The sequence below is a fragment of the Rhodoferax fermentans genome (assembly GCF_002017865.1).
Taxonomy (GTDB): Bacteria; Pseudomonadota; Gammaproteobacteria; order Burkholderiales; family Burkholderiaceae_C; genus Rhodoferax; species Rhodoferax fermentans.
Map to the genome: position 1 here is coordinate 3,441,097 of NZ_MTJN01000002.1, position 17,118 is coordinate 3,458,214.

The 17,118-nt window shown below is 61.8% G+C and carries 14 protein-coding genes; 8 read left to right on the forward strand and 6 right to left on the reverse strand.

From position 1 onward, the window contains the following. Positions 1-83 precede the first annotated feature (83 nt). Entirely contained in the window at positions 84-1,250 is a 1,167-nt protein-coding gene (gene phaZ7, locus RF819_RS15995; RefSeq protein ID WP_158081301.1) for an extracellular native short-chain-length polyhydroxyalkanoate depolymerase PhaZ7, read from the forward strand. Between the two features lie 18 nt (positions 1,251-1,268). Here the strand turns inward: phaZ7 and RF819_RS16000 are convergent, their stop codons facing one another. After that, positions 1,269-1,847: an MOSC domain-containing protein gene (locus RF819_RS16000; RefSeq protein ID WP_078365899.1), complete on the reverse strand. Its 579-nt coding sequence runs from the start codon at positions 1,845-1,847 to the stop codon at positions 1,269-1,271. A 109-nt stretch (positions 1,848-1,956) separates the two neighbouring features. On the opposite strand from RF819_RS16000, the gene RF819_RS16005 reads away from it, so the two are divergent. Genes RF819_RS16005 through RF819_RS16025 form a run of 5 tightly spaced genes read left to right on the forward strand, consistent with a single transcriptional unit; the run spans position 1,957 to position 7,932 of the window. Then, positions 1,957-2,907: an esterase/lipase family protein gene (locus tag RF819_RS16005; RefSeq protein WP_078365900.1), complete on the forward strand. Its 951-nt coding sequence runs from the start codon at positions 1,957-1,959 to the stop codon at positions 2,905-2,907. 5 nt (positions 2,908-2,912) lie between these two features. Beyond that, entirely contained in the window at positions 2,913-3,581 is a 669-nt protein-coding gene (locus RF819_RS16010) for a chromate transporter (RefSeq protein ID WP_242472649.1), read from the forward strand. Then, positions 3,578-4,174 carry a chromate transporter gene (locus RF819_RS16015; RefSeq protein ID WP_078365901.1) on the forward strand — a complete coding sequence of 199 codons (597 nt, stop codon included), beginning with the start codon at positions 3,578-3,580 and terminating at the stop codon, positions 4,172-4,174. Before RF819_RS16010 ends, RF819_RS16015 begins: the two co-directional genes overlap by 4 nt. 9 nt (positions 4,175-4,183) lie before the next feature. After that, positions 4,184-7,420, forward strand: coding sequence for a PAS domain S-box protein (locus RF819_RS16020; protein WP_078365902.1), 3,237 nt, complete (start codon positions 4,184-4,186; stop codon positions 7,418-7,420). Between the two features lie 44 nt (positions 7,421-7,464). Beyond that, positions 7,465-7,932 carry a CreA family protein gene (locus RF819_RS16025; protein ID WP_078365903.1) on the forward strand — a complete coding sequence of 156 codons (468 nt, stop codon included), beginning with the start codon at positions 7,465-7,467 and terminating at the stop codon, positions 7,930-7,932. Between the two features lie 72 nt (positions 7,933-8,004). Here the strand turns inward: RF819_RS16025 and rlmB are convergent, their stop codons facing one another. Next, positions 8,005-8,775 carry a 23S rRNA (guanosine(2251)-2'-O)-methyltransferase RlmB gene (gene rlmB, locus RF819_RS16030; protein WP_078365904.1) on the reverse strand — a complete coding sequence of 257 codons (771 nt, stop codon included), beginning with the start codon at positions 8,773-8,775 and terminating at the stop codon, positions 8,005-8,007. A gap of 76 nt (positions 8,776-8,851) precedes the next feature. Between rlmB and RF819_RS16035 the strand changes: the two genes are divergently transcribed. Together RF819_RS16035 and RF819_RS16040 are read left to right on the forward strand one after the other, a co-directional pair. Next, complete coding sequence (locus RF819_RS16035; RefSeq protein ID WP_342351596.1) at positions 8,852-9,766, forward strand: DMT family transporter; 915 nt, start codon at positions 8,852-8,854, stop codon at positions 9,764-9,766. 58 nt (positions 9,767-9,824) lie between these two features. Continuing rightward, entirely contained in the window at positions 9,825-10,883 is a 1,059-nt protein-coding gene (locus RF819_RS16040) for an extracellular catalytic domain type 1 short-chain-length polyhydroxyalkanoate depolymerase (protein WP_078365906.1), read from the forward strand. A gap of 2 nt (positions 10,884-10,885) precedes the next feature. Here the strand turns inward: RF819_RS16040 and pssA are convergent, their stop codons facing one another. The 4 genes from pssA to purL all read right to left on the reverse strand — a co-directional run bounded on the left by pssA (position 10,886) and on the right by purL (position 17,071). Beyond that, positions 10,886-11,515, reverse strand: a complete 630-nt coding sequence (gene pssA, locus RF819_RS16045) for a CDP-diacylglycerol--serine O-phosphatidyltransferase (protein ID WP_078365907.1) — start codon at positions 11,513-11,515, stop codon at positions 10,886-10,888. Positions 11,516-11,570: 55 nt separating this feature from the next. Next, a complete protein-coding gene (locus tag RF819_RS16050; RefSeq protein WP_078365908.1) occupies positions 11,571-12,008 on the reverse strand; it encodes a GNAT family acetyltransferase in 438 nt (145 codons plus the stop codon). Positions 12,009-12,070: 62 nt separating this feature from the next. Next, positions 12,071-12,838, reverse strand: coding sequence for a hypothetical protein (locus tag RF819_RS16055; protein WP_143541736.1), 768 nt, complete (start codon positions 12,836-12,838; stop codon positions 12,071-12,073). 138 nt (positions 12,839-12,976) lie between these two features. Next, complete coding sequence (gene purL, locus RF819_RS16060; RefSeq protein WP_078366993.1) at positions 12,977-17,071, reverse strand: phosphoribosylformylglycinamidine synthase; 4,095 nt, start codon at positions 17,069-17,071, stop codon at positions 12,977-12,979. Positions 17,072-17,118: the final 47 nt, after the last annotated feature.

The window sequence follows — 17,118 nt, forward strand, 5'->3', positions numbered from 1 at the left end:
GAGGCCACGGCAGCAGCCCTCAAGGGCAGCGCCCCAACTGGCCTTCGCCGAAGTGGATCATCCATCCTGTACCGGAGGGCAACATGCGACAACGTGTCTTGCAAACCTTCTCTCCCTGTCTGGCCCTGATCAGCCTGCTCAGCGTCGGCAACGCACTTGCACTGGAATGCGGCGGCTTCAACTTTCCAAAATGCAGTAATGCCTTGCGCCAACCGGCGCAGTTTGCAGGTGGTTTTACACCGCCAGCGCCATTTGGCGGCTTTGGCGGCGGCGCGGGCTGCCAGGACAAGATCACACACACGCCGGTGGTGCTGGTGCATGGCAATGGTGACAGTGCCATCGGCTGGGACTCGCCCGCACCGGCACGTGCAGGCAAGCCGCAGCGGCCCTCGGTGTACCAGGAACTCAAGGCGCGGGGTTACAACGACTGCGAGGTTTTTGGCGTCACTTACCTTGACCCGGCCAAACAAGAACAGGAGTTCAGCCACACCGCGAGCAATTTCCATCAGCCCAGCAAATATGAGGTGATCTGGCAGTTCATTGAGTCCGTGAAAGCCTACACGGGCAGCACAAAAGTCGACATCGTTGGCCACTCGCTCGGTGTGTCGATGAGTCTGGCGGCACTGGATTACCACTCCGACCCCGAGTACGGCAAAAACGACAAGGCCTGGGCGTCGGTTCGACGTTTCATCAACATTGCTGGCGGCATCCATGGCTTGAACTCCTGCATCTGGGGTATCTACGCCGCATCCACCTGCCAAGCCGAGCGCAGCGGCCAGGCAGGTGCTTTTTACGAGTTTGGTTTCTACCCAGATTTTCCTTGGTGGGGTGGCCGCAACCGCTGGACGGCGGTCCAGGGTGAGCACAGCCTGCGACACGCACCACAGCGACACCCCGACGTCAGTTTCTACACCATCAGCGCTGGCCCACAGGACGACATCCACTGCCCGCTGACACTGCCCTCCTTTGTGGCACCCGTGAAATGCACCAGCGGTCCTTTGTTTGAGGCGTCAAGCAATGTGCGGGCTCAGCTCAATCTGGGTGCCGATCCTGCGGCCCCCCCACCCTCGTGGGTCGACTCGGTCGACCAGGACATCAAACAACTGGTCCCGCGCGATCTGGGCGGCATCGGCCACTTTGGCGCGCGCAACTACGCAGGCCCAATCATCACGCAGATGCTCAGCACCGACTGCAAAGGCTCAGCATGCAAGGGCAACTATGTCGGCAAAGTCCGGGTGGCCAAGCCCTGACGCGCCAGCAGTCGAAGTTCAGCGCTGATGCTTGAACATCTTGGCCCTGAAACTCTCGGGAATACCCATGCTTCGGGGCCCGGGAAGCAGCTCAAAGTTGTCGCCCGCCTGCAGGCTGCCCGGCTCTTGCACCGCCAAATAAAAACCGCAGAAACCGTTCTGCGCCATGGTTTTGGCGGCGGTGTTGAAGCCCATGGCCGCGTTGAACTTGTAACAGGGCTCGCGTGGTTTGGTCACACGCAGCACACAGTTGGCAAACAACAGCAGATCACCGACCCACACATCAGACTCCAGCAGACCTGAGAGCGTCAGGTTTTCACCCATGCTGCCCCACGGCAAAGTCTCATCAATCCCGGTGAGCCCCGCCGCCTGGCGTGCAGCCTGCCACAGCGGGTAATGCTCTGACGGGTAGGCATACACCGCCTTGTCGAGCCCGCCGTGCACCGACAAGTCGGCCTGCTCATCACCCGACACACCCAATGGCAACACCGGCAGCGGGCCCGCCACGGGTTGTTTGTGGATCGCCGTCATCACGGCACGGCCGTTGATCAAGACGCGCCGGGCGCTGCCGGTCTGGAGGCTGATGACTTGGGGCATGTTGAGGCTGGATGCAAAAAAGAGGTGTGGAACCCGCCATGATGGCAGGCCCATGCTGCGGCGGTTCAATCGCCGACAATTGTGACCCATCCCACCCCCTTGCCTGACCATGCTAGCTCTCCTCCTGCGTGCGCTTTACCTGTTTCAACTGCTGTGTGGTGCCGTGCTGGGCAGCTGGCTGGCCATCGAGGCGACACAGCAAAGCGGTGGCGCCTTGTCCCTGATTTTGCTGCCCTTGACCATGCTGTGCCTGCCTTTGCTGCTACAGTTTTTGGTAATCCTGACCTCCCTCATCCAGTCGCGTACAGGGGGGCCAGCGGCACTGTGGTGGCGGGTGTTGTGGGCCGAATACATCTCCGCGGTGCTGGTGTTTATGCTGCGCCAGCCTTGGCCACGCCGCCCCAACGGTGTGCAGATGCCGTTGGCCACGCCCCCTGGCGAACTAGGCGCTGGCGCCGTGCCCGTGGTGCTGGTGCATGGTTACCTGTGTAACCACCGCGTCTGGGATGACATGACACTGGCCTTGCGCCAGGCCGGGCATCCGGTGCTGGCGGTGGACCTGGAGCCGCTGTTTGGTTCCATCGATGGCTACGCAGCGGTGATTGAGGCTGCAGTCCAGCGTCTGCAGGCCGAGACCGGTGCACCACAGGTGGCGCTGGTGGGCCACAGCATGGGCGGGTTGGCCATCCGGGCCTGGCTGCGCACCCAGAACACAGCGCAGCTGGGCCGTGCGGCGCGTATCCTCACACTGGGCACACCACACCAGGGCACACGTATACCGCAGCCGGTGGCCACCCCCAACGGGGTGCAGATGCACTGGCACAGCCCCTGGATTCAAGCCCTGCAAACCAGCGAGGGGGCTGCGCAACACGCGCTGATGCACATTGCCTTAAACCTCAACGACAACATCTGTTTTCCACAAGCCGCGCAGGTGCTGCCCGGCGTGGCAGTCACTGAGTTTCATGGCATCGGCCACCTGGAAATGTGCCGCCACCCGCGCGTGATCGACTGGACCTGCAAGCAGCTGAGCAAGCAGACGCTCGAGGGAGTGACAGCGTGAGGGGCATGACCAACTATTCGGACATGAAGGACGGCGACCTCGCCCTGCTGGGCCGCTCGCGCCCGCTGTCCCTGAGCCAGCTGTTCTGGGCCTTCACCTGGTTGTCATTACAAGGTTTTGGTGGTGTGCTGGCGGTGGTACAGCGTGAACTGGTGGACAAACGGCGCTGGTTGAGCCGCGAGGAGTTTGTCGAGGAATGGGCGGTGGCCCAGGTGCTGCCCGGTGCCAATGTGGTCAATCTGTCGCTGATGCTCGGTGACCGTTATTTTGGCTGGCGCGGCGGGCTGACGGCCCTGGCCGGGCTGCTGTGTTTTCCGCTGCTGATTGTGCTGGTGGTGGCGGTGGTGTTTGCCGGTGTCTCAGACCTGCCCCAGGTGCAAGGAGCGCTACGTGGCATGAGTGCGGTGGCTGCCGGCATGATCGCCGCCGTGGGCCTGAAGCTGCTGCCGTCTTTGAAGACAAATGTGCTTCCAGCCCTTATGCAATACGGGGTAATAGCTCTTACTTTTGTAGCCATTGCGGTGCTGCGGATGCGCCTGATCTGGGTGCTGCTGTTACTCGGTGGCCTGGGCGCGCTGTGGGCATACCGGTTGCTTGCCCGACCCCGCCCAGCCCAGACCAAACCCGACCCGGACTCTGGCTCCGAGCCCGCCAAGACGGGAGACACAGCATGAATATCACCCTGACGGCGGCCGACTGGTTGCTGCTGCTGACCCATTTTTTGTCACTCTCGCTGCTGGCCATTGGGGGGGCCGTCAGCACCCTGCCCGACATGCACCGCATGCTGGTGAATGACCAGCGCTGGTTGCTCGACAGCCAGTTCAACGCCTCGGTGGCGCTGGCGCAGGCCGCGCCCGGCCCGAACGTGTTGTTTGTAGCGCTGCTGGGCTGGAACGTGGGGCTCAACGCCAGTGGTGCCATTGCGGGCAGCCCGCTGGCCTGGGCCTATGGCCTGGTCGGTATGGCGCTGGCCATGCTGGGGGTTCTGCTGCCCAGCACCACACTCACGCTGATGGCCTCGCGCTGGGCCCACCACAACCGCGATCTGCGGGCGGTGCGGGCGTTTAAACAAGGCATGGCGCCGGTGGTGGTGGGGCTGCTGCTGGCCACTGGCGCGATCCTGGCCCTGAACCCGGGCAACACGCCAGACCATTGGCCGCTGTGGCTGTTGTCTGGCGTCTGTGCGTTGTTGGTCTGGCGCACCAAACTGCATTTGTTGTGGTTGCTGGGTGCAGGCGCCCTGCTGGGTTGGTGGGGCCTGGTCTAACATCCGGCCATGCCCCAGCCGCGCTCCTCGTCAAAGCATTCACAGACCAAGGCACAACCGCCTGGGGCCGGGGCAGCATCTCCCATCAACACCTCCACCCGCTGGCTGGTCGGCATCACGCTGCTGTGCCTGCTGATGGTGTTTGGGCTGCGCGCTTATTTTGACCATCTGGAAACCCAGATCCGCCAGCGGGGTGACAACGAGCGGGCCCGCCTGTTGGTGGGTGAGGAAATTGTGCGCAGCAGCAGCCTGGTCGAGAAAGAGTTTTACCGGCTCGCCATCACACCCGATGAGGCGGGTGTGGCCGACACCCTCAACCACATCAACCAGCATTTGGACGAGCTGTTGCACAACCTGGATGTGCTGCAAAACGGCGGCAGCACCCAGCGTTTGGCCCTTGACTTGGCGGGTGAAGTGGCACGCCAAGTCACGTACCAGCCTGAGGCCGCCAGCCAGCCGATGACCGAGGCGCTGGCCAGCCTGCGGCCCCAGCTCAACCAGATCCGCGAACGCACCAACGCGCTGCTGCCGCTGCTGTCCATGCGCTGGCTGGCGTTGAACGCCGGTCGCTCAGCCGAATTTCTGGGCACCGAAAAAGCGCTGGCGACCGAGCTCAAACAGATTTCTCCGCAGTTTGAGCGCATTAACCTCGGTGCCAACCAGCTGTTGCAAGACAGTGACCAGCGCCTGCGCACCCTGCAAGCCGATCTGGTGCGGCAAAGCCAGCAGCTGCGCCAGATGGAGACCAGCTTGATTGCCCTGGTGGTGGTGTTGGGTGGCTCGCTGGTGCTGTTGTTCATGCGCCGTCTGGCCCATGCCCTGCAAGACACCCACCGTGCCCGCGAAGAAACCGACGAACAACGCACGCAGAACGCGGCCATTCTGGACACCCTGGCCGACGGTGTGTACACCACCGACCTGGACGGCAACATCACCTACATCAATGCGGCAGCCGTCCGTATTCTGGGCTGGTCCGCCGCCGACCTGTTGGGACGCAACGCACACACAGCCATTCACCACAGCCGCGCCGATGGTTCACCCTACCCGGCCACCGAATGCAGGCTGTACGCTGCGCTGAAACAGGGCCTGGCCCTGCATGGTGAAGACCACCTGGTGCACCGTGACGGTCATGTGATCCCGGTGTCTTTTGGCGCCAGACCCCTGCAACTCAAAGGCCAGCTGGCGGGTTCGCTGCTGTCGTTCCAGGACATCACCGAGCGGCTGGCGGCACGCTCGCAGCTGCGGCTGCAGCAAGCCGCACTGGACGCGGCCGCCAATGCCATCGTGATTGCCAACCGTGCCGGGGTGATCAACTACGTCAACCCGGCGTTTACACGGATCACCGGCTACAGCGCGCTGGATGCCATCGGCCAGCCCACCAGCATGCTGCGCTCAGGTGTGCATGACGAAGCCTTCTACAGCAGCATGTGGCAAACCCTGCTCAGCGGCAAACCGTGGGAGGGTGAGCTGAGCAACCGCCGCAAGAATGGTGCGCTTTACCCGGAACAGATGACGGTGACCCCCATCACAGACAACGGCCAGATCACCCACTTTGTTGCGATCAAACGCGACATCTCCGACGAGGTGCGCACCCGCACCCAGCTCAAACTGATCGAGTCGGCGATTGGCGAGACCAACCAGGGCATCCACATCATGGATGCCACGCCCCACCCAGAAGGCCCGCTGATCCTGTATGTGAATGCGGGCTTTTGCCGCATCACCGGGTATTCGGCGCAGCAATGTGTCGGCAAGCGCATCAGTTTTCTGCGCAGCCCGAAAACCACCGAAGCCGAGCTCGAACCCATCCGCCAAGCCATCAACCAGGGCCTGAGCCTGACCCAGGAGGTGGACTACCAGCGCCAGGACGGCACCAGTTATGTGGGTGAGCTGCACCTGTCACCGGTGCACAACGAGCAGGGACAGGTCAGCCATTTCATCGGTGTGTTGACCGACATCGGGCTGCGCAAACAGGCCGAGGCCGCGCTGCGTCAGGCGCGTGACCAGGCGCTGGAGAACTCCCGGCTCAAGAGTGAGTTCCTCTCCACCATGAGCCACGAGATCCGCACCCCGATGAACGGCATTGTGGGCATGACCGAGCTGCTGCTCGACACCCCGCTTGATGATGAGCAGCGCGACTTCACCGGCATGTTGCGTGAGTCGGCCCAGGCGCTGATGGACATCATCAACGACATCCTGGACTTCTCGAAAATCGAGGCCGGCAAACTCGACATCGAACTCACCAGCTTCGACCTGAGCCAGGTGTTGAGCAGTTCGGTGGAGATGCTCGGCATCAAGGCACGGGAAAAGTCCCTCAGCTTGTCCTGCCAGATCGACCCCGGCCTGCCGCCCCGGCTGCTGGGTGACCCGACCCGGCTGCGCCAGATTGTGCTCAATCTGGTGGGCAACGGCATCAAGTTCACCGAGTCTGGCAGCGTGACCCTGACGGCCCGACCGGTCCACGACAAAGACACGCAGCAGCTGCGCATCGAGGTCACCGACACCGGCATCGGCATCAGCCCCAGTACCCAGGCCAGGTTGTTCCAATCTTTCACCCAGGCCGACAGCTCCACCACCCGCAAATACGGCGGCACCGGCCTGGGCCTGGCCATCTGCAAACGCCTGGTGGAACTGATGGGCGGCGAGATTGGTGTCAGCAGCCAACTCGGCCATGGCGCGACCTTCTGGTTCAGCCTTCCGCTGCTGACGCTGGACCCGGTCCATAACAACGAGCCACCGCAGTTTGTAGACTCGCAGCTGTTCATCCCCAACATGGACCCGGAACAGCCCATCAGCAGCCCAGCCGCAGACGCCGCGCCATCACCACAACACCTGTTGCTGGCCGAGGACAACCTGGTCAACCAGCGTGTGGCCAGACTGCTGCTGAGCAAGCTGGGTTACCAGCTCGACATCGTGGACAACGGCCAGTGGGCCGTGCAGGCAGTGACCGAGTCGATGGCGGGCAACGGCCCACGTTATGCCGCGGTGCTGATGGACTGCCAGATGCCGTTGATGGACGGTTTTGAGGCCACCGCCGCGATCCGCAGCTTGCAGGCCAACGGGCTGCCTCACCTGCCCATCATCGCCATGACCGCCAATGCCATCCAGGGTGACCGCGAACGCTGCCTGGCCGCTGGCATGGACGATTACCTGAGCAAACCGATCCAGCCCGAGCAGCTGCGCCGTGTGCTGGAACAATGGGTCGGCCCGGCGCTTGCACCCGCCAGCCTGGCCCCAACCCAGGTTTGATGCAAAACAACCCTCAAGCCCAATCAATACAAGGACACCCTGCTATGAAAAAACTACTCTTATCACTCCTGCTGGGCTGCACCACACTGGCGACCAGCGCCGAAACCATTGGTGATGTCAGCACCACCTTCAAGCTGCTCAGCCCCAACGACAAGGTGGTGGTCGATGTGTTTGATGACCCGGTGGTCGACGGTGTGTCGTGTTACCTGTCCCACGCCAAAACCGGCGGTTATGCCGGTGCGCTGGGCCTGGCTGAGGACACCTCAGATGCCGCTGTGGCCTGCCGCCAGGTTGGCCCGATCAGCTTCAAGGAGAAAGTGGACAAACAGGACGAGGTGTTCAACGCCCGCTCGTCTTTCTTGTTCAAACACGTGCGGGTGGTGCGTATGGTGGATGTCAAGCGCAACACGCTGGTCTATCTGGTGTACTCCGACAAGATCATTGACGGCAGCCCCAAAAACAGCGTCACCGCTGTGCCGGTGCCAGCCAACCAGCCGATCCCGGTTAAATAATTTTTACAAGGAAATTGGCCGCTAGCCCTTATACAGAAAGGGCTGGTAGCTATCAATAGAGAAGTATTCTGCTCAGACTGAACGCTGGCGCAGTGCCTCGTACAGGCAAACGCCGCTGGCCACCGAGACGTTCAGGCTCTCGACCGCACCCCGCATCGGGATGCTGACCAGTTCATCGCAGGTTTTGGCGGTCAACGCCCGCATGCCGTCACCCTCGGCGCCCAGCACCAGCGCCACCGGGCCTTTGAAATCGGTCTGGTACAGGGTGCGCGGTGCCACGTCGCTGGTCCCGATGATCCAGATGTTGCGTTCCTTGAGCTCGTTCAAGGTGCGCGCCAGATTGGTCACCATGAAATACGGCACGGTTTCTGCCGCACCGCTGGCCACCTTGGCCACCGTGGCGTTGATGCCGGCTGCGTGGTCCTTGGGCGCAATCACCGCATGCACACCGGCGCCGTCGGCGACGCGCAGGCAAGCGCCCAGGTTGTGCGGGTCGGTCACGCCGTCGAGCACCAGAATCAGCGGCTGTTCACGCTCAGCCACGGGTTTGTCGAGGTTCGCAGCTTCGAGTTGCTCCAGCAACTCGTCGAGCGAAGTCACCTGCGCCAGCTCATGCACACGCGCTGCCACACCCTGGTGGCCATGGCTGCCAGCCAGCTTGGCCAGGCGCATGCCATCGGCCTCGATCAGGCGCACACCGGCTTCATTGACCTTCTCAACAAACTGGCGCATGCGCGCGTCGCGCCGGGTCGGCTCAAAATAGATTTCGACGATGGATTGCGGCGCGGTCTTCAGGCGCACGCCCACGGCATGGAAGCCGAACAGAACTTTGGGGGTAGACATGGCGCCATTATCGCTGGCACACACCTAACCAGGCCGTCCCGTCGAAGTGGTCATGTTCTGGCGTTACAGTCCTGTGGTGAGCTCTACTTCGACACCCCTTCATACCCATTCCCACCACGGCAACCTTCGCAGCATTTCGGCCATGCTGGTGGCTGTGGGCTTTTTTGCTTTCATGGACACCATCTTGAAAGTGCTGTCCACCCATTACCCGGCCCTGCAGGTTGCCGCGTTGCGCGGCTGGGTGGCGCTGCCGCTGATCCTGGTCTGGATCCAGTGGCGTGGCAGCTGGCACACGCTGCTGCGCATCCGCTGGCCGCTGCACCTGCTGCGCGGTGTGTTGGGCATTTGTATGCTGAGCCTGTTCACCTTCGGCGTCAAACAGCTGCCCCTGGCCAATGCCTACACCTTGTTTTTTATCGCCCCGATTCTGATCACCTTGCTGGCGGCCCCGGTGCTGCGCGAAAAAGTGCCACGTGCACACTGGTGGTCGGTGCTGGCTGGCATGGTCGGTGTGGTGGTCGCATTGCGTCCGGGCACCGACGGGCTGGTGAGCTGGGGCGGGCTGGCGGTGTTGGCGGCCGCCGTGTGTTACGCGGTGGCGGCGGTGGCGGCACGGCTGTCGAGCCGCACCGACTCCAACGAGAGCATGATGTTGTGGATCATGGTGATGGTGGCGCTGGGCGCCGGGGCTTTGGCGGCACCGAACTGGGTCACTATCCGCACCGACGACCTCTGGCTGCTCGCGGCGCTGGCGCTGGCCGGTTTTGGTGGCCAGCTGGCCATCACCGAGGCTTTTCGGCATGGTCAGGCCTCGGCCGTGGCGCCGTTTGAATACACGGCCCTGGCCTGGGGCCTGGGTGTGGACTGGCTGATCTGGGACACCCTGCCCGACCACTACACCCTGCTGGGTGGTGCCATCATCATCGCCAGCGGTCTGTATGTGGTGCGGCACGAACGCAAAGCCGCTGCCGTGCTGATCGAGCGGCCCTGATCTGAGCGGCGGGGCCAGCCAGCCACGTTCCTGCGCCAACCCACTTTGGAAAGAGGGTATGAACAACACCTTGCACAAACTGCTGCACCAAGCCAGCCAACTGACCCAATCCGGCCGCCTGGCAGAAGCCACCGCGGCCATCCAGCGCCTGTTGCACGGCAAGCGGCCAGGGGCCGCGCCCGTCCCCAGCGCCAGCCCGGCTGCCGCACCCGATGTGCGCGATGGCGGCGTGATTGAAGTCAACACCGCTGGCACGGCCAAGCTCAGCCAGGGCGAATTCATCAGCGGCAGCCACAGCCACCAGCAGTTGACCCGCCGCTACAAACTGTATGTGCCAGCCGGACACCTTGGCGAATCCCTGCCCCTGGTGGTGATGCTGCATGGCTGCAAACAAAACCCGGACGACTTTGCCGCAGGCACCGGCATGAACCAGCGCGCACAGGCCCAGGGCTTTTTTGTGCTGTATCCCGAACAAGCCGCAGATGCCAACCCGTCTGCCTGCTGGAACTGGTTCCAACACCAGCACCAGCAACGCGGCGCCGGGGAACCCGCCCTGATCGCCAGCCTGACCCTGGACATCATCGCGCAGTACGGTATCGACGCCCAACGTGTGTATGTGGCCGGGCTGTCGGCCGGGGGCGCCATGGCGGCGGTGCTGGCGGTGGCCTACCCGGATATTTTTGCCGCTGTGGGTGTGCATTCGGGCCTGCCTGCGGGCGCGGCCAGCAATGTGGCACAGGCGCTGATGGTCATGAAACGGGGTCGCACATCGGCCACACCGGCCACATCGGCCATCAGCCTGCCCACCATCGTGTTTCACGGGGATGCCGACAGCACCGTGCACCCCCACAATGGTGAACAACTGGTGGCCAGCGCCCGGGGTCAGGCCCCAGGCCAGCCTCAGGTGGAACACGGGCTCAGTGCCCAGGGGCAGGCCTACACCCGCACCATCTGGCCCGCCCAGCCCGGCCAGGCGGCGGTGGAATACTGGCAATTACATGGCGCCGGGCATGCCTGGTCAGGCGGTCGCGCTGAGGGCTCGTTCACCAACCCGCAAGGTGTGGACGCCAGCGCCGAGATGCTGCGTTTTTTCTGGAGCCAGCGGAGCGGGAACTAGGTTCAGAGTTTGGGGATACGGATGCGGCTCACCATCAGCGAGCCCGACACCGCAAACATCAGCACCAAGGGGTGCAAAGTGAAGCCCGCAATGCTGACACTGCCAAACCACAACGCCTGGTGCAAGGCGCCCTGCGAGGCAGCCAGCCCCAGCACCCCCACCAGCAGCAAAGAGGTCGGGATGGGTGTGCCCTCAAAATGTTTGACCTTGCCTTGGCCCTCCTGCGAAAAGGCCTCGGCCGTCACGTTGTATCGCGCCAGGCGCGACACCCCACAGGCCACAAAAGCGGTCAGGATGACACGGTCATACAGACCCTGCATGCCACAACCATAAGCAATCAAGGCAGGCGCCACCCCAAACGAGATCACGTCGGCCAACGAGTCGAGCTCACGCCCGAGCACCGAGGTTTTTTGGCGCCAACGGGCAATACGGCCGTCCAGCACATCAAAAATGAAGGCCGCCAGCACCAGCCAGCAGGCGTAGTAGACGTGGGTCACCAGACCGGTTTGCAGGTAGGTCATGATCGAAAACATGGCCCCGGTGCCACAAATCGCGTTGCCCAGCGTGAACCAGTCGGCCAGCGTGAACTCGCGAATCATCTGAAAAGGTTTTTTGGGATCGTTGGTACTCATACCCGGAGGTTAACCCACTCAGGCCACCCGCTGACCAAACCCACAATGCAAACCATCAGGTCGGCGGCAGGTTCTCGACCACTTTTTTGCCCATGCTCACACGTGGTTCAAGCTCATAACCCAGCGCCTCGTAAAACGACGCCATTGAAGCATTGCCGGCAATGATCTGCAGGTTGATCTTCAGGCAGCCACGGGCGGTGAGTGCCTGTTCGGCATACCGCACCAGCGCCTTGCCAAGACCCTGCTGGCGGTGCTCGGGATGCACTGCCACCGCATACAACCAGCCCCGGTGACCGTCGTAACCGGCGAGCACCGTCCCGATCACGGTGTCATCTGCCACCGCCACAAAAAACAGGCCATCCGGCGCCGCCAGCTTCTTGTCAATCGCCAGACCCGGCTTGTTGTGGCTGTCTTCGTAACCAAAAACGGTTTCCCACAAGGCAATCACCTGGCGGCGGTGGGCCGTGTCGTTGTAGTCGATGATGGTGTGCATAACCTACTCCGATGAAACAAAAGGTGGAAATCAACTCAACAATAAGCCAATGGGTAGCAAATTCAGTCTTTCCTCGACTTCATCACTGTCCAAAACGGGATAGACACTTGATCAAATTGGGTGCAAAGAACCTTCCCAACATGTTTCTGCATTCCTTTACCGTCCAGCATAACTTCAGCAATGAAGGTGCCGAGAACATCTTCAAGGAATGTGTTCATCTCTGTAAGCAACTCAACCAATTGTCCAATTAGAAGATCGACTGCCTCTCGAAGATTAGGATGTCCGAGCTGACTGAACATCCATTCTTGCGCTACCGAGTCTGCGCCATCGTAAAACGTGTTTCCTGACTGTTCTCCAAGAAATACATAGTCATCCACCCAAGAATCGTCAGGCTTTACGTGAGGCTCCCAGTCCTCAAAACTTGGAAAATGAAAAACCATGCCGTTGCGCAGAGGGATCAACCATGAAGCAGCATCAATTGCAGCATTCAGCTTGACCAGCCGGTTTTGACCATCAACCATTCTCGGCAGAATCAAGTTGTGCAATGTCGAGGCGAGTTGCTTGTTCATTCGAATGGCCTTGCTTGCCTCGCGTATCTTCCCTGATGCCAGACGAAACATGAACATCGCCTGCCCATTTTCGGGGCGGAAGCGTGCAGGTCGCGAATCTTCATGCTTCGGTAGAGCAAAACTGACAATTTTCTGCAGGCTCATCAGCTCATTGAAGATGTGCCCCAACAGGTAGTACGAAAAACGGTTTTCATCTGACAGCCTCTTGACAGCGTCAAGCGGAACTCTCAGTTCGTACATATCAACAGAGCGGCTGGCCATGACTTCCTCCATCTTGCTGTGATCTGTGAAAACGTCAGGTCACTTGTAGCTCCAAAACATTACATACAAGTGCTGGCGATGATCGGACCAGTTCCATCTCTCGATTTACGTCCTTTACGAGCCCGGGCGGGGAACAGATCACCCCACCCACTTCCTCGCATTGCGCCACAGCTGCATCCACGGGCTCAAACCTGACACATCCTGGTCCGTCCAGCTCATCTGCACGTTGCGGAAGACGCGTTCGGGGTGCGGCATCATGGCGGTGAAGCGACCATCGGCCGTGGTCACGGCGGTCAGGCCGCCGGGGCTGCCGTTCGGGTTGAACGGGTAGGCTTCGGTGGCGGCACCGCTGTTGTCCACATAACGCATGGTGGCAATCGCCTTGTCGGCATTGCCCCGGTACTTGAAGTTGGCAAAACCTTCGCCGTGTGCCACCGCAATCGGCAGGCGTGCACCGGCCAGGCCCTGGAAGAACAGCGATGTCGATTCCAGCACTTCCACCAGGCTCAGGCGGGCTTCAAAACGTTCACTCTGGTTGGTGGTGAAACGCGGCCAGTCTTGTGCGCCGGGGATGATGTCGGCCAGTTCGGCAAACATCTGGCAGCCGTTGCACACGCCCAAACCAAAGGTATCAGCACGGCCGAAGAAGGCCTTGAATTGGTCCGCCAGCACCGGGTTGAAGGTGATCGAGCGTGCCCAGCCAATGCCAGCGCCAAGCGTGTCACCATAAGAGAAGCCGCCGCAGGCGACCACGCCCTTGAAGTCGGCCAGGTTGGCGCGGCCCGTTTGCAGGTCGGTCATGTGCACGTCAAAGGCTTCAAAACCGGCCTCGGTGAAGGCGTAGGCCATTTCCACATGCGAGTTGACACCCTGCTCGCGCAACACCGCCACCTTGGGGCGGGCCAGCACAATGGCGGGGGATGCTATTTCTTTCGCAGCTGCCTGCCCTTGTTCCAAAAGGGCTAGCGCCTGATTTGGCAGATAAACATGCAAACCCGGGTCAGCCGGTGCACCTGCGGCGGCGTGTTCGGCATCGGCACAGGCGGGGTTGTCGCGTTGCTGGCAGATCTTCCAGCTGGTGGCGTCCCACACCTGGTGCAGGTCGGCCAGTTTGGCGCTGAAAACGGCCTTGGCGTCGCGCCAGACCTGGATCTCACCGACGCCAGCCTGGATCTCGGACGCCACCGGACGGGTTTTGCCGATGATGTGGCTGTGTTGGCTCAAGTGGTGCTCACGCAGGGTTTGCAACACGACGCTGCGATCTGCCGTGCGCACCTGCAGCACCACACCAAGTTCTTCGTTGAACAGGGCTTTGAGCGTGAGTTCGTCGCGGCGGCCGCTGATCTGGCCTGCCCAGTTTTTGCTGTCGCCCACATCCATGCGGCTGTCAGAAATGCCGTCACCCTCGGTGACCAGCATGTCCACATTGAGCGCCACACCCACATGACCGGCAAAGGCCATTTCACACACGCTGGCAAACAGGCCGCCGTCACTGCGGTCGTGGTAAGCCAGGATCTGGCCCTGGGCGCGCAAGGCATTCACCGCGTTGACCAGGTTGATCAGGTCTTGCGGCTGGTCCAGATCGGGCACGGTGTCCCCCATCTGGCCCAGGGTTTGCGCCAGGATGCTGCCGCCCATACGGTTCTGGCCACGGCCCAGATCGACCAGGATCAGCGAGGTGTCGTCCAGCGCGTTCAACTGCGGCGTGAGCGTGCCACGCACATCCGCCAGCGACGCAAACGCGGTGACGATCAGCGACACCGGCGAAGCCACCTTTTTGGCCTCACCATCGGCCTGCCACTGGGTGCGCATCGAGAGGGAGTCTTTGCCGACCGGGATACTGATCCCTAAGGCCGGGCACAACTCCAGCCCAACCGCTTTCACGGTTTCATAGAGTGCCGCGTCTTCGCCAGGCTCACCACAAGCGGCCATCCAGTTGGCCGAGAGTTTCACGCGGTCCAATTCCATCGGTGCGGCCAGCAGGTTGGTAATGGCCTCCGCCACCGCCATGCGGCCCGACGCGGGCGCATTCACCGTGGCCAGCGGGGTGCGTTCACCCAGGGCCATGGCTTCACCGGCAAAACCCTTGAAGTCGGCCAGCGTCACCGCGCAGTCGGCCACCGGCACCTGCCAGGGGCCAACCATCTGGTCGCGGTGGCTCAAACCACCCACGGTGCGGTCACCAATCGTGACCAGAAAACGTTTGGACGCCACGGTGGGGTGCGCGAGCACGTCGATGGCGGTTTGTTGCAGCGTGGCATCGGTCAGATTCAGGGGGGCAAACACACGTTCGACCGAAGCCACATCGCGGTGCATCTTGGGCGGTTTACCCAGCAGCACATTCATCGGCATGTCAACCGGCAAGTCGGCCTCGGACTGCACCACTTGGCGCTCGGCCAAATCCACTGCACCGACGGTCAGCTGGCGCGCCTCGGTGGCGACACCCACCACCGCAAACGGGCAGCGCTCACGCTCACACAGGGCTTGAAAACCCGGCAAAGCATCGGCAGCGATGGCCAGCACATAACGTTCCTGGCTTTCGTTGGACCAGATTTCTTTGGGCGCGAGGCCACTTTCTTCGAGCGGTACCGAACGCAGGTCGAACAAGGCACCACGTTGGGCGTCGTTGCTCAGCTCGGGGAAGGCGTTGCTCAGGCCACCGGCGCCCACGTCGTGGATCGCCAGAATGGGGTTGGCTGTGCCTTGCAACCAGCACTGGTTGATGACTTCTTGCGCACGGCGCTGGATTTCGGGGTTGCCACGCTGCACCGAGTCAAAGTCCAGGTGCGCGGCGTTGGCACCGGTGGTCATGGAGCTGGCGGCGCCGCCGCCCATGCCGATGCGCATGCCCGGACCACCGAGCTGGATCAGCAGGCTGCCTGCGGGGAATTCGATCTTGTGGGTTTGGCTCTGGTCAATCACACCCAGGCCACCGGCCAGCATGATCGGCTTGTGGTAACCACGCTGTTCGGTCTGCGTTGTGGCCAGGCCTTGGGCGTCTTTGACGGTGTAGCTCAAAGACTGCTCGTATTCGCGGAAGTAACCGAGCAAATTGGGGCGACCAAACTCGTTGTTGAAGGCGGCGCCACCGAGTGGGCCGTCGGTCATGATCTGCAACGGGCTGGCGATGTGGGCCGGTTTGCCATACGCAGCGCTTTGGCCCCAATCGAGTTTGGAGACGGTGAAGCCGGTCAGCCCCGCCTTGGGTTTGGAGCCGCGCCCGGTGGCGCCCTCGTCACGGATTTCACCACCGGCACCGGTGGCCGCGCCGGGGAATGGAGAGATCGCTGTGGGGTGGTTGTGGGTTTCCACCTTCATCAGGATGTGTTGTGTGGCACTTTCTTTTTGATAGCTGGGGGCGCTTACCTCATCAGGGCCAGAGGCCGATTTGGCACTGAAGCGTTCCACCTGCGCCCCGGCCATCACCGAGGCGTTGTCAGAGTAGGCCACCAGCATGTGCTGCGGGTTGGTCTGGTGCGTGTGGCGGATCATGCCAAACAGGCTCTTGTCCTGCGCCACACCGTCGATGGTGAACTGCGCGTTGAAGATCTTGTGGCGGCAGTGTTCGCTGTTGGCCTGGGCAAACATCATCAGCTCGACATCGGTGGGGTTGCGCTGCAGCTGGGTGAAGGCATTGACCAGGTATTCGATCTCATCCGCCGCCAAAGCCAGGCCAAACTCGGTGTTGGCGGCCAGCAGCGCGGCCTTGCCACCACCCAGCACATCCACATGGGCCATCGGTGTGGCGGGTAACTCGGTGAACAGGTCCAGGGCCTGGGCGCGATCGAACATCACACTTTCGGTCATGCGGTCGTGCAACAGCTCGGCAATTTGCGCCAGTTGTTCGGTGTTGAGGGTCGGTTTGGACAACAAACCACTTTTGAGCGACACGTGGTATTCCACGATGCGCTCCACCCGTTTGATGGCCAGACCGCAGTTGTGCGCAATGTCGGTGGCTTTGGAGGCCCAGGGTGACACGGTGCCAAAACGGGGTGTCACCACAATCAGTGCGCCATCATTTGGACCTGCGTAGGGGTCGCCATAGGTCAACAAGGCGGCCAGCTGGTCTTTCAGGGCGGGTGTAGGTGCGTCCACACTGGCCACCAGATGCACATAACGTGCGGCAATGCCGTTGATCTTGTCATGCACAGCTTGCAGGGCTGGCAGGAGTTGCTGGACACGGAAGGCGCTGAGAGCGCTGCCGCCCTCAAAAGGGGTGAGATGCAGGGTCACGGTGGGGGCCTGGAAAGAGATGGACAAAACGGGACAGCACTGGCGGC

Coding starts and splice junctions, on each gene's coding strand:
- RF819_RS16055 (WP_143541736.1), bottom strand. CDS start 12,838: ATGGCCAGCCGCTCTGTTGATATGTACGAACTGAGAGTTCCGCTTGAC.
- RF819_RS16005 (WP_078365900.1), top strand. CDS start 1,957: ATGCTAGCTCTCCTCCTGCGTGCGCTTTACCTGTTTCAACTGCTGTGT.
- phaZ7 (WP_158081301.1), top strand. CDS start 84: ATGCGACAACGTGTCTTGCAAACCTTCTCTCCCTGTCTGGCCCTGATC.
- RF819_RS16020 (WP_078365902.1), top strand. CDS start 4,184: ATGCCCCAGCCGCGCTCCTCGTCAAAGCATTCACAGACCAAGGCACAA.
- RF819_RS16050 (WP_078365908.1), bottom strand. CDS start 12,008: ATGCACACCATCATCGACTACAACGACACGGCCCACCGCCGCCAGGTG.
- RF819_RS16000 (WP_078365899.1), bottom strand. CDS start 1,847: ATGCCCCAAGTCATCAGCCTCCAGACCGGCAGCGCCCGGCGCGTCTTG.
- RF819_RS16040 (WP_078365906.1), top strand. CDS start 9,825: ATGAACAACACCTTGCACAAACTGCTGCACCAAGCCAGCCAACTGACC.
- pssA (WP_078365907.1), bottom strand. CDS start 11,515: ATGAGTACCAACGATCCCAAAAAACCTTTTCAGATGATTCGCGAGTTC.
- rlmB (WP_078365904.1), bottom strand. CDS start 8,775: ATGTCTACCCCCAAAGTTCTGTTCGGCTTCCATGCCGTGGGCGTGCGC.
- RF819_RS16010 (WP_242472649.1), top strand. CDS start 2,913: ATGACCAACTATTCGGACATGAAGGACGGCGACCTCGCCCTGCTGGGC.
- RF819_RS16025 (WP_078365903.1), top strand. CDS start 7,465: ATGAAAAAACTACTCTTATCACTCCTGCTGGGCTGCACCACACTGGCG.
- RF819_RS16015 (WP_078365901.1), top strand. CDS start 3,578: ATGAATATCACCCTGACGGCGGCCGACTGGTTGCTGCTGCTGACCCAT.